Origin of the sequence: Paraburkholderia eburnea, assembly GCF_002917095.1 — a bacterium.
Lineage (GTDB): Bacteria > Pseudomonadota > Gammaproteobacteria > Burkholderiales > Burkholderiaceae > Paraburkholderia > Paraburkholderia eburnea.
In genome coordinates this window covers 82,307-96,720 of sequence record NZ_PQGA01000001.1, presented here as the reverse complement: position 1 = coordinate 96,720, position 14,414 = coordinate 82,307, and the positions used below count along the sequence as shown (strand labels likewise).

The window sequence follows — 14,414 nt, the reverse complement described above, 5'->3', positions numbered from 1 at the left end:
GCGTATTCTAGACCATGCGCCAGACCACACGGGAAGCGCGCGCGAGGCAGGCCCGCTGTCGGATCGAGCGGGCCGCCGCGCCGACCGTATACAATGCGTACCGCGCTGGCGCAGCGTCCTCCCGACGCTGCCGCGCCCGTTTTCAGAACACGCGTTCCAGAGGATTCCTTGAGCGAGAAGCCCCGACAATCCACCCTCAGCAAGCCGATCGGCGAAGGCCAGGCCTCCAATCCAGGCTCGGTCGGACGCAGGCTGTGGCCGTATCTCAAACCGCTCATCTGGGTGGCGATCGCCGCCGTTGCCACGCTGGCCATCGTGGCCGCGACCGAGGCCGGCATTCCCGCGCTGCTCAAGCCGCTGCTCGACCACGGCTTCGGCACCAAGGGCAGCCCGAGCGCCACGTGGATCGTGCCGGTCGCCGTGATCGGCCTTTCGCTGGTGCGCGGCCTCGCGCAGTACGCGTCCGGCTATCTGCTGCAGTACGTCTCGAACAAGATCCTGCTGGATCTGCGCCTCAAGATGTTCGAGCGCATGATTCACGCGAGCGTCGGCTTCTTCCAGCGCGAGACGGCGAGCACGGTCATCAACGCCATCGTGTTCGAGGTCAACCAGATCCTGAACGTGCTGATGTCCGTGCTGGTCACTTCCGTGCGCGATTCGCTCACCGTGGTCTTCCTGCTCGGCTATCTGTTCATCCTCAACTGGCGCCTCACGCTGATCGTGGCCGTGCTGCTGCCGGCCATCGGCTGGCTCGTCAGCAAGATCAACCGCCGCCTGCGCCGCCTGAACCGCGATTACCAGTTGCTCACCAACGACCTGTCGTACATCGTCGAAGAGACGGTGGGCGGCTACAAGGTGGTCAAGGTGCACAACGGCGAAAAGTACGAGATGGACCGCTTCGGCGAGTTGAGCAAGCGCCTGCGCGGCTATCAGATGCGCATGACGGTGTCCGGCGGTCTCGCCCAGCCGATCACGCAGTTCCTCGCTTCTATTGCGCTCGCGATCGTCGTGACGATTGCCGTGGTGCAGGCTTCGCACGACCAGACCACGGTGGGCGGCTTTGTTTCCTTCGTCACCGCGATGCTGCTGGTGATCTCGCCGCTCAAGCACCTGATCGACGTGAACCAGCCGCTGCAGCGCGGCATGACGGCCGCCGAGCTGATTTTCGGCCTGATCGACGAACCCGCCGAGCCCGAAGGCGGCGGCAAGCCGCTCGAACGCGCGCGCGGCGAAATCGAGTTCCGCAACGTCTCGTTCGCCTACGGGCCGGAAGGCCGGCCGATTCTCGAAAGCGTGCATTTCACGGCGGCGCCGGGCGAGATGATCGCGCTGGCGGGGCCGTCGGGCAGCGGCAAGACCACGCTCGTGAACCTGCTGCCGCGCTTTTTCGATCCGAGCGGCGGCCAGATTCTCGTCGATGGCGTGCCGGTGCCCGAGTACGACATCCACGCGCTGCGCAGTCAGATCGCGATGGTGAGCCAGGACGTGACGCTCTTCAACGACACGGTGGCGAACAACGTCGCCTACGGCGAGACGGCGGATGTCGAGCGCGTCGAACGCGCGCTGCGCGCGGCCAATCTGTGGGACACCATCGCGGCGCTGCCCGAAGGCATCGCTACGCTGGTCGGCGACAACGGCATGAAGCTCTCGGGCGGCCAGCGCCAGCGGCTTGCGATCGCGCGCGCGATCTACAAGGACGCGCCGATCCTGATCCTCGACGAGGCGACCTCGGCGCTGGATTCGGAATCGGAGCGCCACGTGCAGTCGGCGCTGGAAACGCTGATGAAGGGCCGCACGACGCTCGTGATTGCCCACCGCCTGTCGACCATCGAGCGCGCCGACCGCATCCTCGTGATGGAAAACGGCCGCATCGTCGAGCGCGGCTCGCACCAGCAACTGCTCGAACAGCGCGGGCTGTACGCGCATCTGCATCAGATCCAGTTCCAGCAGAGCGCGGCATAACGCTGCTGGCCTGCAAGGCCGCCGCGCAAAGACAAACGGCCCATCGCGTCAGATGCGATGGGCCGTTTTTTTATCGGCTCGAAAAGTGGCGGCGGATTAGCTGCCGGCCGCGATCTCGCGCCTGCGCGACACGATCGTCGCGAGGAAGGTGGCGGTGAGCAGCGAGACCAGCACCATGACCTGGATCGGCACCAGCACGTCGATCGTGAGGCCGAAGAGGATCGTGCTGAACGACACGGCGAGGCCGCTGCACGCGGCGGTGCGGATGACGGTATCGGCGTCGCGGCGCGCGCGCCAGAAGTACACCGAAGTGCCGAAGTACACCGTCAACAGGCTTAGCACGCCGATCGCGCCCATTTCGGCGATGGCGGAGAAAAAGTCGCTATGCGCGCGTTCGTTGACGATCGCCTGGCTGGCCTCGCCACGGCGCGCGAGATCGCCCAGCGCGGCTTCCAGCCGGCCCTTGCCGACCCCATAGACCGGATGCTGCTCGAAGAGGCGGATCGACGCGCTCCAGAGCTGCAGGCGCAGGCCCGTCGAGGTGTCCTTGTCGCCGCGCTCCATGAGCGCGACGTCGGAACCGACGTCCGCGACACGGTGCCGGATGCGCTCCGTCGATAGCAGCGCGCCTACCGCCACGGCCACCAGCAATACGGCCACGACCACGCGCTTCCAGTGCGTGAACCAGCCGTACTGCACGCCGAGCAGGAACATGAAGACGGGGATCGCAATCCAGCCGCCGCGCGTGCCCGACAGATAGGAGACGAACCCGCCCACCAGCAGCGCGGCGAGCTTCACGATCAGCGCGAGCGGGCGCGCCCGACGGTCCCAGCCGAACGTGAAGACGGCGAGGAAGGCGAACAACAGGGCCGTATCGCCGAACGGAATCGCGTTCGTGTAGTAGTTGTTCAGGCGCTCCGCGTCGCTCCAGCCGCCCACGGGGCGATCGAGGATCACCCAGGCGCTGGCGGCGAGCGCGCCGAACGCGCAGCCCCAGCCGATGGCGGTGAGATTGCGTGAAGGCACGCGGCTGAGCAGCAGGAAGACCGGCAGGGCGAGCGCGAAGCGCGAGAGCGCGTCGAACTGATGCGGCGCCCAATAGCCCATCAGCGCCTGCTGCACGACGATCGCGACGAGCGGCACGAGCATGGCGGCCGTGTACCAGCCGTAATCGCGCAACGGCGCGAAATAGCCGCGCTCGCGGCGGCAGGCGTAGAGGCCCCAGAGCGCGAACGCCAGCAGCAGGAAAAAGCCGTAGCCCGTGCCGCCGCGCCAGACCAGATTGGTGGCCGGGCCGAGCACGAGCAGCAGGGAGACGATTGGAGCCAGGCGGCGAGGGAAAGTGGTTGTTTCGTGATTCATGGCGGCCGGCGCAAATCGGACGGGCAGTCAATTTGTTATGTCGATATGGCCGGCGCGCGCATCGAACGATGTCTGCGGCGCCACGCGGCCAGGGATGGACGATCTAGTGCCCAAAAGCCGGTCGATTATACCGGAGGGCCTTTGGCCCACGCGGGTTGGCCCAGGCGGCCCATTACGGCGCCTTACCTGCGGCTACGCGTAGAAGTGGGGCTATATAATCGGCCCACGCGATTTTCTGCAGAAAAATTTCACATGTCGGACGGGTCATGAAGGTTGGTATTTCCGCAAACGCGCTCAAGCACAGCGGCGGCCTGGAACGTTATGCGATGGACCTCGTCCAGGGACTCGCCGCGCGTGACCTGCGCCCGGCGTTCTTCGCACGCAAATTCGACCCGTCGCTCGCCGAATACCAACTGGTCGAACCGCATCGCATCAACGTCTCGCTGCTGCCCGGCAAGCTGCGCGATAGCTGGTTCTCCTGGCGGCTGGCCGCCTTGCGCCGCCGCTCGGGCGTGGACGTGCTGATCGGCTGCAACCGGGTCGATTCGTCGGAAATCGCGATTTGCGGCGGCACGCACCGCGGTTTTCTGCGCGCGACGGGCCGACCGACGCGTGGCTCCGATCAGCGCCAGATCGAACTCGAAAGCCGGCAATATGCGCGATCGCGCGTGATCGTCGCGCATTCCGCGCTCATGCGCGAGGAACTCCTCGAACTCTACGGCGTGGACGACGCGAAGATCCGCGTGCTGTGCCCACCGGTCGATGGCGCGCGTTTCTCGCCCGTCGATGACGCCGCGCGTGCCGCGCTGCGTCGGCAATATGGTTTCGGGGAGCACGAAACGGTGCTGCTGTTTCCGTCGAGCAGCCACGATCGCAAGGGCTTGCCGCTGATCCAGGCGGTGGTCGAGGCGCTCGATCTGCCCGTCGTCGTGGCCGTGGCGGGGCGAGCGCCCGAGCGCGCGAGCCGGCGCGTGCGCTATATCGGCTACGTGAAGGATCTGGAGAACGCCTATCGCGCGGCCGATTACACGATCCTCGCCTCGAAGTACGAGCCGTTTGGCCTCGTGGGCATCGAATCGGTGATGTGCGGCACGCCGGTGATCTTTTCGTCGAATATCGGCTGCTGCGACGCCATCGCCGACGACGCCAAAACCGTGTTCCGTCCCGATGACGCCGCCGATCTGCGCCGCACGCTCGAAGCGTTGCTTGCCGTTAGCGCTCGCCGTATCGCCGGCAGCACCGGCGCCGGGCTGCATCCCGCCATCCGCTACGACGCGAGCGTGACGGCCCACGTCGACGCGCTGCTTGGCCTCGCCACCGACATCCTCTCGTCACAAAAATGACCGTCGCGCCCGCTTCCCGCGGGCGCGATCTCATTCGACCGCGCGCAATCGCCCGTCCCGTGGGGCTTTCAGCGATCCTTCCGCCAGATGGAAGAGTCTTGTTTGGATTTAGGGGTTAACCCTTAAGTTCGATAAGCCTACGATGTGTACATCGGTCGCATGCACACAGAGTCGCACGTCGGCCGTCTAGTCCAAACTGGAGGTCGTTACCATGAAGTCCCTGATTCAAGCCGTTGCCGTTGCCGCAGCCCTTATCGTTCCGGTCGCATCGTTCGCCCAGCAGGCTCCCGTCACCCGCGCCCAGGTGCGCGCCGAACTGGTCCAGCTCCAGCAGGTCGGTTACCACGTCGGCGATGGCGATCAGGCGCATTACCCCGCTGCGATCCAGGCAGCCGAAGCCAAGGTTGCCGCGCGTAACGGCAACAGCGCCTACGGCGGCGTCGCGAATGCGTCGGAATCGGGTGTGCGCGGCGCTACGGTGTCGCAGCAAGACTGGAACGCGATGTACACGCGCTAAGCGCATCGACGAATGACAGCGCGCCGCGCTGCTGGAGGGCGGTACGGCGCGTGCAGCGAGCTGTGGGGCGGGCGGCGGCGCCGTGTGCAGACACGGGCTCAGCGCGCCGGCCGCCCCGAAGATACCTCCACCATCGGCCACTCCGATCGATGGTTTCGCCCGGACACGGAATGGGTGTCCGGGCGCTTTTTCCTGAAGGCCGCCTTGCGTTTTGCTGGCGGCCTTCGTGCATTTCCGGGGCGTTATTGCGAGGCCGGGTCGCCGCACGGATGCGCGCTTGCAAGCTGGGCGAGCAGGGCACGCGCTTCTTCGATCGGGTCCGCCGACATCGGATGGAACGTGAAGTGCGGCGCACGGGCGAGCGCCCCGAAATGCTTGCGCGTGCTGCGCGTATAGGCCGGATCGTAATGCTGCGTCACGAGCGCCTCCGACAACTCCGCGCGCCGGTCCTCGTCGAGCAACTGGCACCACGACGCGATGCGCTCGCGCCCATGCAGCGGCGTGAGCTTGAGCAACTGCTCGCGAAAGTAATCGCGCTCTCGCAGCAGATGGCCGTATTCCTCCAGCAGCAGCGCCGCGCGCTCCTCGCGCGCCGCATCGACGACGACGCAGGGCGCGCTGTGCAGCCCGTCGACCAGCGCGATCGGCAAGGTGATGGCGCCGATGCGCCGGCTCTCCGCCTCGACGAACACGGGCCGGGCCGTGTCGAAACCGTGCAGCGCCTGCACGAGCGCCGTGTCGAACGCCTTCTGCGCAGGCTGTTCACGCGAGGGCAGCGCGCCGAGCAGCGAGCCGCGATGCGCGGCGAGCGCTTCCAGATCGAGCGTCTGCGCGCCGGCGCGGCCTAGCGCCTGCAGCAGACGCGTCTTGCCACTGCCCGTGGGGCCGGTGAGCACGATGAAGCTGAACTGGCTGGGCAGCGTGCCCAGAGCTTCGAGAACGCTATGGCGGTATGCCTTGTAACCGCCTTCGAGTTGCCGCGCGCGCCAGCCGATCATGTTGAACATGGCCGTCATCGACGCCGAGCGCTTGCCGCCACGCCAGCAGTAGATGAGCGGACGCCAGTTGCGCGGCCGGTCGGCGAAGGTCGTGTCGAGATGCATCGCGATGTTGCGCGCGGCGAGGGCCGCCCCCACGCGCGTCGCATCGAACGGCGATTCTTTGTAGAGCGTGCCGACGATCACGCGCTCTTCGTTGCTGAGGACGGGGGCGTTGATCGCGCCAGGGATGTGGTCCTCGGCATATTCGAGCGGCGTGCGCACATCGACGACTTCGTCGAATTCGACGAGCCGGGACAGGGTGACGCGCTGGTGATTCAACTGCGGTGCTCCGGTGGGGCGGGTGAAGGGCGCGCGAGCGGCGACGGCCTGACTGCGGATGATACGCGGTGGCAGACGGGAGTGCCCGATTCGGGGCGGTGTTCCGGCTCTGGGCTTGCGCAAGACCAGAGAGCCGTTTTGCGATGCGCTTCGCGCAAAACTTACAGGGCGGAGGAGGGCAACTGTCGAGCGTCAGTTCTCGAACGAAACGGTGAGTTCGTCTCGGCCTGCCTGGGCGGGCATTTCAGGGCGGAGGCTGACTCTCGTCGATCCGCCTCGCCCCTCACATCAACACAATATCGTATTGTTCATGTGTTGAGGATAAATTCACATGGAATCAATGCCTTGTATGGAGATTGTTGGGTGGTCTGCTTGGCTGGCTACCCATGTGGCTACCCATTTGAAGTGTGATGGACTGGTATTGAATGATACCTGCTGATACATGAGGTCGATGCTACGGCCTCCGCTGGACCTGAACAAACCTGAACATTCTCACCATCGCGACGACCGCGCTTTCGATATTGCAGGCGGCGTTATAACCAGCAGCGTCGCGCGTGACAGCCCGTCTGCCGATGCACCTGGCATCAATCGATGCGTCAGTCCAGATAGCGCAAGGTCGGCCGCCCGGTGACGTGCTAGTAAACACGCCACAACCAGGCGGAGGTGACATGTCGTTACCCGAATGGGGCAACTCGTATAACGCGCTCTACGTGCCGCTCAAGGGCGGTTGGCAGTGCGCGCTAGTGCCCGCTCGCGATATCGAAGACGTAGACCGTGGCTGGCAGCTGTCTTACGAGGAGCGCCAGAGCGTACGCAAGGCGCGCGAAGAACAGATGGCCCGGGACAGGCGGGATTTTGACCAGTTATTCCGGGTTGGCATCGGCCGCAAAGCATCGCGTATCTCCGCCGATTTCAGCGCCTACGCGGGCTTCGTCGGCAAGCATGTACGCGGGCGATGGCCCACGCCGATAGACGGCGAAGACATAACGCGCATTCTGCGCGAAGCGGTACGCGATGGCCTGATCGTTCCCGCCATTGATCGTGACTGGCGCGGCAGTGCCGGCGTATCGACACGCTACGCGCCGCAAACGTGGGGCGAGACGTATCGGAGCGGGGGCGGGGGTGGAGTGGCCGCCAGTACGCCGCGCGCGAAGACGTTTCACCAGTCGGTGATGGAATCGATGGGCCTCGATGCAGACGGCGCGATGGCCTACATCGAAAAGTACAACGCGATGGTCGAGCGCATAGACGCAATACAGGCCGCGAACGCTGCAAGGCGCGCAGCGGCCGCACTGGCGGGCAACGGCGACGACTTTGGCGTGGTGGTGGCGGCGGCCGGGGCGGTGCTCGGCGGCGGTGACGATTCCAACGATAGCGGCGACGGAGGCACCTCTGACGATGATCTGTTCAGCGGAGATTCTGGCGACGATTCGACGCCGCTCGGCGATGCGCAGCCGTTCGACTATCAGCCGGATATGCCGGATGGCGACGCGGAAGATCTGGCGGCCGGCGATGGTCGGCCAGGGAATAATCAGGCGCAAAACAAGCAATTCCGTGCGGTGGTTAAAGCGCTTGGTTTGAATCAGGATCAGGCCAGACAGCTCCACGATGACATACAGGATGACGACGAAATGGATTACCACGGACTGATGGATCGAGCCCAAGACCTGTTTGGCGGGAGCGATTGAAATGGTCGATACGCGGGAACAAATCGAGCAGAGACTTTCGGTCCTCATCGGACTGGATATGAGTGGCGCTGGGTGTGCGGCGGACATGCTTACCTTGCAATTCGGCCCCATCCGGGAAATGACAACAAAGCGCGGGACCATCAAGCACGTTGGCGCGTGGGCGCTGCATATCCAATGCGGTTGGAAAATCGAGCGCGCCAATGAGGTCTTTGTAGATGCCTCGGATTTTGCAGTTTCAGACGAAAGCACTCGCGCGACGCTTGAACGGGTACGGAGCCTCATTACCAGCCATGGACCTTTCATTGTTGAGCGCGTGGCGGTCGGCGACAACGGCAACATGTCCATCTCAATGTCGGGGCAATTGCGCCTCTTGATAGTTACGGATGCCGCGCCCGACGAAGAAGATTGGCGTTTCTTTGAACCGGGTTCGGAAGGAAAGCACTTCGTGATCCAGGGCGGAAAGGTCGATCCGTGGAGTTTGGCTTGATTGAGGTTCGAAAGCGGGGCCGCCTGGTTGGGGAGCTTGGTTGCTTCGTGCAAAAGTACGCCCGCAAGGCGCACGCCGGCCACGATCCCAACGATCGCCGTTACGACAAGAAGGTCGAGAAGGCGATGAGGAGACTGCGGCCAGAAGATCTCTCGGAGTTGCTTTCAGACGACGGTGATCCGGACGCCGAGGGCTGAAACGAAAAGCCGACTCGCGAGGGTCGGTTTTTTTGTGTCCGTCTTTCCTGGCCCCCCAGTTCGTGCTGCCGGGTCTTCGCCGCGCGCGGTCGCCGAGGTTATTTCCGCTGGCCCGCCTTTTTATAGACGGTAAAAACCCCGGTTTCCATGCGTACCAGCGTGCGTACCGCATCAGTCAGTACCCACCGCAAACCTTGCTCAGTAAGGCTTTCGGCCCTCAGGGTGGGCGCAGCAGGATCGCTCCGCCAGCATTCGCTGCAGAGGCGCTTTTCCCATTCCCTCCTTACTGGAACCCCGCTTCTAGTGGTAACCACGCTGGAAACCGTGCGAGCGGTAACCAACCGTGCAGCCTTATCCTGGGGACGTTTGCGCCGTTTCAGGTGGCGGCGGCCGAGAGGGGCGGTGGAGTTTCTTTCCTTTCTCGCCTCCTTTAATAGGGGCAAAAAAGTCCCGCGCGCCATCGATCAGAATTAACGAGCCGGTACAAATCGCGTGCCGCCGCTCGGCGTTTCGTTCGGAATTATTCTGCGTCCGGCTCGAACTTTCGAGAGCCAGTAAGAACCGGAAGCTCCATGCTGGGCGGGCGTCCTGCGCCTTCCCGCGTGCGAACTTTCGTTCGGCACATCCGGACTTATTCCGGCTGGCGGTCGGCAACCGCCGCGTCGGCCAGTGTCTTCCCGCGCGTAATGGACTGACAAAATTACGGGTGGCAGCCGGATCAGCCCGCCAGCCATGCCGCCAGCTTGTGCCGTCCTCGGGCGGCCGGTCGAGCAGCGACACGCGCTCGAGCGAGAGCGGCGAGCCGCCTGTCTGTAGGACGAAGAGAATGCCGGTGAGCACCGCACGATTGTCGAGCGGCTTGCGCCCCGGATAACGGGTTCGTCGTAGTTTGGGAGGGGGCAGCAACGGTTCGATGAGTGCCCACAGTTCGTCGTCGAGTATCGGCTTGGCCATGTCCTTTTCGTCGTCGAAACAATGAAAAGGTTAGCAGCATTCATCGAGGGTTAACAGCCCCTTCGTTCATTTTGTTAAGGGTTCTAAGGTGGATAGCACCTTCTCCCGATAGTCGGCGACGAGCTGTCGCACCGACCAATCCCGCCTTGCCTTCGCCTTGCGAACATCGTCGGCCGGGTTTGCCCCGTCACTGACTGCGACGCGCCGCTTGGCGGCTGCGGTGCGCGCTGCCGACAGAGACAGATCGGGATAGCGACCGAGCGTTAGCTCTTGCCGCCGCCCGCCGTGCCGAAACCGGAACACCCAGGCGGCGGTGCCGCCTGCCGAAAGTGTGAATGTCAGGCCGCCGCCGTCCGATTTTGCGACTGGCTCGTCCGCTCGCACCCAAGCACGTAGCTGCGCATCGGTGAGCACGTTCCCTTCACGTTTCGCCATTTGGCTTTCCTCCCGGTCAACCCAGCACACCTGGCTACCCATTCGAAGCGTGCTTTCCTGATACGGGATGATGCTGAATGATCCTACGGCTTGCGTAAATCCCCGGCTGGTGGGGCTTTCAGGCCGGTTCGAGCATCTGGGATGCACCGGCCTGATTCTCACATCAACACAATATCATACTGCTCCTGACTCAAATTCGACTCCACGCGCAGCGAAACCGGCTTGCCGATAAAGTCGATCAGCATCGCCAGATGCTGCGATTCGTCTTCCAGAAACAGATCGATTACCTGCTGCGACGCCACTACGCGAAACTCGCGCGGATTGAACTGTCTCGACTCGCGCAGTATCTCCCGCAGTACGTCATAGCACACCGTCCGCGCCGTCTTCACCTGCCCCTTGCCAAGGCAAGTCGGGCACGGCTCGCACAGCACATGCGCGAGCGACTCGCGCGTGCGCTTGCGTGTCATCTCCACCAGTCCAAGCTGCGAGAAGCCATTCACCGTCACGCGCGTGCGATCGCGCGAGAGCGCCTTCTTCAGCTCGCCGAGCACCTGATCGCGATGCTCGACGTTCTCCATATCGATGAAGTCGATGATGATCACGCCGCCCAGATTGCGCAGCCGCAATTGCCGCGCGATCGTATGCGCCGCTTCCAGGTTGGTCTTGAAGATCGTGTCGTCGAAGTTGCGCGCGCCCACGTAGCCGCCCGTGTTCACGTCGATCGTCGTCATTGCCTCGGTCTGGTCGATCACGAGGTAGCCGCCCGATTTCAGATCCACGCGGCGCGACAGCGCGCGCTGGATTTCGGCCTCGATGTTGTAGAGGTCGAAGAGCGGCCGCTCGCCCGTGTAGTGATGCAGCTTCGGCTGCACGGCGGGCGTGAATTCGGTGGCGAAGTCGCTGAGCTTCTGGAACGTCTCGCGCGAATCCACCTGGATGCGCGTGGTCTCGTCGTTGACGAAGTCGCGCAGCACGCGCTGGCTCAGGTTCAGGTCCTGGTAGAGCAGGCTGGTCGCGGGCAGGCGCTGCGCCTGCGAGAGAATCGTCGCCCACGTCTTGCGCAGATAGGCCACGTCGGCGGCGAGTTCTTCGCTCGTCGCGTCTTCGGCGATCGTGCGCACGATGTAGCCGCCTTTTTCATCGGCGGGCAACACGGCGGTCAGACGCGCGCGCACGGCTTCGCGCTCGGCCTCGCTCTCGATCTTCTGCGAGATGCCGATATGCGGCTCCTGCGGCAGATACACGAGCGTGCGGCCCGCGATGCTCACCTGCGTGGACAGCCGCGCGCCCTTGGTGCCGATCGGGTCCTTCACGACTTGCACCATCAGCGTCTGGCCTTCGAAAACCGTCTTTTCGATGGGCTGATGATGCGCGCTCGTATGCGGTTCGCCAGCCAGACGCGGATGCCAGATATCGGCGACGTGCAGAAACGCCGCGCGCTCCAGGCCGATGTCGATAAACGCGGACTGCATGCCTGGCAACACGCGCACGACCTTGCCGAGATAGACGTTGCCGACGCGCCCGCGCGAGAGCGTGCGCTCGACGTGAAGTTCCTGCACTGCGCCTTGCTGGACCAACGCGACCCGCGTCTCCTGTGGCGTGACGTTGATCAGGATTTCTTCGTTCATGATTTGTTTTAGAAGTCGATGCTCGCGGCACGCAGGAGGGCGGCCGTTTCGAAAAGTGGCAAACCCATGATACCCGAATAGGACCCGTCGATTCGCTCGATGAATTCGGCGGCGCGGCCCTGGATGCCGTAGGCGCCGGCCTTGCCGAACGGTTCCTTGCTCGCCACGTAGAGGGCGATGGCGGCGGGCAGGGCGGCGGCGAAGCGCACATGCGAGCGCGATACGGCCACCGGCAGGCACACGCCTTCGGCATTGACCACGGCGACGGCGGTCAGCACTTCGTGCTCGCGCCCGGCGAGGCGTTCGAGCATCGCATAGGCGTCGGCGGCGTCGTGCGGTTTGCCGAGGATGTGGCCGTCGATGCTGACCGTCGTATCGGCGGTGAGGATCGGCGCGTGCGCATGGGCGCCGGCCACGAGCCGCGCGCGAGCGGCGTCGGCCTTGGCGGCGCACACGCGCTCGACATAGACGGCGGCGGTTTCGCCGGGCAGCACCGCTTCGAGCGCTTCGGCGTCTTCGTCGGGACGCGGCAACAGCAGCTCGAAACGCACGCCGAGCTGCTGCAGCAGTTCCTGGCGGCGCGGGCTCTGCGAGGCGAGATAGACGAACGGATAAGTCGCGGAGTGGGTCATCGGGCGGGTGTACGTCTTGAATTTCGTCTTGAAAAGACGGAGTTCGGATGAGCGCCTGGGCGCGGGCGGCAATCTTGCGGACAACGCACGGAAGCCGCGCGCGTCACGCCGGGCATACCGGCCACACCAAGGCCACACCAGGCCGCGGATGCGGCACGCATGGCCCGACCTGCGCTTCAGGCGCGCTTAAACGCGATGATAGGGGTGATTCTGCGTGATGGTCCAGGCGCGGTAAAGCTGCTCGGCGAGCAGCACGCGCACCATCGCATGCGGCAGGGTGAGGGAGGACAGGCGCAGCAGCGTGTCGGCGCGCGCTTTGAGCTGCGGATCGAGCCCGTCCGCGCCGCCGATGAGGAACGCCACGTCGCGCCCGTCCTGCTGCCAGCCCGGCAGCGCCTGGGCGAGCTGCATCGTGGTCCAATCTTTGCCGCGTTCGTCCAGCGCGACGATGCGCGCGTTCTTCGGCAGGGCCGCTTCGATGCGCGTGCGCTCGGCGGCCATCACGCTTTCGGCGGACCGGCCCGACGAGCGCTGCTCGGGCTTCACTTCGCGCAGCTCGATGCGCAGCTCGGGCGGCATGCGCTTCGTGTACTCCTCGAAGCCCTCGGCGATCCAGTCCGGCATCTTGTGGCCGACGGCGACGATATGCAGTTTCATATGCCAGGGAGTGCGAACGGGCGGCGAGGCTTACTTCGCGCTCTTGCGCGCAGCCGTCTTGCGGGCGGGCTTCTTCGCCGCGACCGGCGCTTCTTCGGCTTCTTCCTCGTCCTCGTCCATCGGCTCGCTCGGGCGCGCGCCCACGAAGCCCGTGTTGGCCGCGAGCTTCAGGCGCACCGGCTTGTCGCCCCAGATTTCTTCGAGGTTGTAGTACTGGCGCAGCGCGGGCTGCAGGATGTGGACGACGGCGTCGCCGCAATCGACCAGCACCCATTCGCCGATGTCTTCGCCTTCCGTGCTGACGATGTCGCCGCCGGCTTCCTTGACCGCCTCACGCACGCTATTGGCGAGCGCCTTGGTCTGGCGGTTCGAGGTGCCGCTCGCGACCACCACGCGGTCGAACAGTTCGGTCAGATGGCTCGTGTTGAAGACGCGGATGTCTTGCGCCTTGACGTCTTCCAGAGCGTCGACGATGGTGCGTTGAAGTTTGCGGATGTCCATATTTACCCGTGGTGCCTGTACAGATGATGTTGATGAATATAGTCCCACACGGTTGCGGGGACTTTTGTTGTTTGCGCGCCGCCTGGATCGGCATGATCGGCGGCGTTGATCGCGTGGCGGATTTCGGTCGCCGATACGTCGAGCGCGAGCGTGTCGTCGATCAGCAGATGGCCGCAGCGCGTGGCCGCGAGCGTCGCGGCGTCGGCGCGGCGCGCGGCGACCGTGGCGCCCACTTCGGGCGGCAGCGCCGCGAAATCGAAGCCGGGGCGGCTCGCCACGCCCAGATGCGCGAGCGCGAACAGCTCGCGCCATTCGTGCCACGAATCCAGATGCAGCAATTGATCCGCGCCCATCAGCAGCGTCAGCGCGGCGTTGGCGTTGCTCGTGCTCTTCGCGCGCCAGCGGCGCAGCGTGTCCACCGTGTAGGTGGGGCCGTCGTGCTCGATCTCGTCCGGATCGACCGTGACCGTCACGCCCGGCAGCGCCAGCGTGGCTGCAGCGAGGCGCGTCATGGCAAGCCGATGCCCGGCCGCGCTGACCTCCGGCTTTTGCCAGGGCTGGCCGGCGGGCAGCAGGATCACTTCGGTCAGATCGAGCACGTGAGCGAAATGACGCGCGAGCGCGAGATGGCCGTCGTGGATCGGATCGAACGTGCCGCCGAGCAGCCCGACACGTCGCGCGAGCGCCGTGGTGTTTGCCGTGGCTGGGGTGACCGGAGAAGTCGTCACAGTA

General features: G+C 64.7%; 14 protein-coding genes and 1 pseudogene. 6 read left to right on the top strand and 9 right to left on the bottom strand.

Annotation, left to right across the window (positions count from 1 at the left end; genetic code table 11):
• Positions 1-168: 168 nt before the first annotated feature.
• Positions 169-1,962, top strand: a complete 1,794-nt coding sequence (gene msbA / locus B0G62_RS00490; RefSeq protein ID WP_181315530.1) for a lipid A export permease/ATP-binding protein MsbA — start codon at positions 169-171, stop codon at positions 1,960-1,962.
• 96 nt (positions 1,963-2,058) lie between these two features.
• On the opposite strand, the gene B0G62_RS00485 is transcribed toward msbA, so the two are convergent.
• Entirely contained in the window at positions 2,059-3,324 is a 1,266-nt protein-coding gene (locus tag B0G62_RS00485) for an O-antigen ligase family protein (RefSeq protein WP_103701492.1), read from the bottom strand.
• 266 nt (positions 3,325-3,590) lie between these two features.
• On the opposite strand from B0G62_RS00485, the gene B0G62_RS00480 reads away from it, so the two are divergent.
• Positions 3,591-4,667, top strand: coding sequence for a glycosyltransferase (locus B0G62_RS00480; protein WP_103701490.1), 1,077 nt, complete (start codon positions 3,591-3,593; stop codon positions 4,665-4,667).
• Between the two features lie 211 nt (positions 4,668-4,878).
• Complete coding sequence (locus B0G62_RS00475) at positions 4,879-5,184, top strand: DUF4148 domain-containing protein (protein ID WP_103701488.1); 306 nt, start codon at positions 4,879-4,881, stop codon at positions 5,182-5,184.
• A gap of 242 nt (positions 5,185-5,426) precedes the next feature.
• Here the strand turns inward: B0G62_RS00475 and mnmH are convergent, their stop codons facing one another.
• Positions 5,427-6,503, bottom strand: coding sequence for a tRNA 2-selenouridine(34) synthase MnmH (gene mnmH, locus B0G62_RS00470; RefSeq protein ID WP_103701486.1), 1,077 nt, complete (start codon positions 6,501-6,503; stop codon positions 5,427-5,429).
• A gap of 668 nt (positions 6,504-7,171) precedes the next feature.
• Between mnmH and B0G62_RS32015 the strand changes: the two genes are divergently transcribed.
• The 3 genes from B0G62_RS32015 to B0G62_RS00455 are packed head-to-tail and all read left to right on the top strand — an operon-like array spanning position 7,172 to position 8,875.
• Positions 7,172-8,191 (top strand): hypothetical protein, encoded by a 1,020-nt coding sequence (locus tag B0G62_RS32015; protein ID WP_244193066.1) that lies wholly within the window; start codon positions 7,172-7,174, stop codon positions 8,189-8,191.
• Position 8,192: 1 nt separating this feature from the next.
• Positions 8,193-8,678 (top strand): hypothetical protein, encoded by a 486-nt coding sequence (locus tag B0G62_RS00460; protein WP_103701484.1) that lies wholly within the window; start codon positions 8,193-8,195, stop codon positions 8,676-8,678.
• Entirely contained in the window at positions 8,675-8,875 is a 201-nt protein-coding gene (locus B0G62_RS00455) for a hypothetical protein (RefSeq protein WP_103702836.1), read from the top strand. The genes B0G62_RS00460 and B0G62_RS00455 overlap by 4 nt, the downstream gene beginning before the upstream one ends.
• 804 nt (positions 8,876-9,679) lie before the next feature.
• Here the strand turns inward: B0G62_RS00455 and B0G62_RS00450 are convergent.
• The 7 genes and pseudogenes from B0G62_RS00450 to B0G62_RS00420 form a co-directional block, all read right to left on the bottom strand.
• Positions 9,680-9,829 (bottom strand): annotated as a pseudogene (locus B0G62_RS00450) (transposase); the annotation flags it as partial.
• 66 nt (positions 9,830-9,895) lie between these two features.
• Entirely contained in the window at positions 9,896-10,264 is a 369-nt protein-coding gene (locus B0G62_RS00445) for an Arm DNA-binding domain-containing protein (protein ID WP_103702835.1), read from the bottom strand.
• A 158-nt stretch (positions 10,265-10,422) separates the two neighbouring features.
• Positions 10,423-11,892, bottom strand: coding sequence for a ribonuclease G (gene rng / locus B0G62_RS00440; protein WP_103701482.1), 1,470 nt, complete (start codon positions 11,890-11,892; stop codon positions 10,423-10,425).
• 8 nt (positions 11,893-11,900) lie between these two features.
• Positions 11,901-12,524, bottom strand: a complete 624-nt coding sequence (locus B0G62_RS00435; RefSeq protein ID WP_103701480.1) for a Maf family protein — start codon at positions 12,522-12,524, stop codon at positions 11,901-11,903.
• A 186-nt stretch (positions 12,525-12,710) separates the two neighbouring features.
• Entirely contained in the window at positions 12,711-13,181 is a 471-nt protein-coding gene (rlmH, locus tag B0G62_RS00430) for a 23S rRNA (pseudouridine(1915)-N(3))-methyltransferase RlmH (RefSeq protein WP_103701478.1), read from the bottom strand.
• Positions 13,182-13,211: 30 nt separating this feature from the next.
• Positions 13,212-13,682 (bottom strand): ribosome silencing factor, encoded by a 471-nt coding sequence (gene rsfS, locus B0G62_RS00425; RefSeq protein ID WP_103701476.1) that lies wholly within the window; start codon positions 13,680-13,682, stop codon positions 13,212-13,214.
• A gap of 2 nt (positions 13,683-13,684) precedes the next feature.
• Complete coding sequence (locus B0G62_RS00420; protein ID WP_103701474.1) at positions 13,685-14,410, bottom strand: nicotinate-nucleotide adenylyltransferase; 726 nt, start codon at positions 14,408-14,410, stop codon at positions 13,685-13,687.
• Positions 14,411-14,414: the final 4 nt, after the last annotated feature.

Coding starts and splice junctions, on each gene's coding strand:
- B0G62_RS00485 (WP_103701492.1), bottom strand. CDS start 3,324: ATGAATCACGAAACAACCACTTTCCCTCGCCGCCTGGCTCCAATCGTC.
- B0G62_RS00480 (WP_103701490.1), top strand. CDS start 3,591: ATGAAGGTTGGTATTTCCGCAAACGCGCTCAAGCACAGCGGCGGCCTG.
- B0G62_RS00475 (WP_103701488.1), top strand. CDS start 4,879: ATGAAGTCCCTGATTCAAGCCGTTGCCGTTGCCGCAGCCCTTATCGTT.
- B0G62_RS32015 (WP_244193066.1), top strand. CDS start 7,172: ATGTCGTTACCCGAATGGGGCAACTCGTATAACGCGCTCTACGTGCCG.
- B0G62_RS00460 (WP_103701484.1), top strand. CDS start 8,193: ATGGTCGATACGCGGGAACAAATCGAGCAGAGACTTTCGGTCCTCATC.
- B0G62_RS00445 (WP_103702835.1), bottom strand. CDS start 10,264: ATGGCGAAACGTGAAGGGAACGTGCTCACCGATGCGCAGCTACGTGCT.
- rng (WP_103701482.1), bottom strand. CDS start 11,892: ATGAACGAAGAAATCCTGATCAACGTCACGCCACAGGAGACGCGGGTC.
- B0G62_RS00435 (WP_103701480.1), bottom strand. CDS start 12,524: ATGACCCACTCCGCGACTTATCCGTTCGTCTATCTCGCCTCGCAGAGC.
- rlmH (WP_103701478.1), bottom strand. CDS start 13,181: ATGAAACTGCATATCGTCGCCGTCGGCCACAAGATGCCGGACTGGATC.
- rsfS (WP_103701476.1), bottom strand. CDS start 13,682: ATGGACATCCGCAAACTTCAACGCACCATCGTCGACGCTCTGGAAGAC.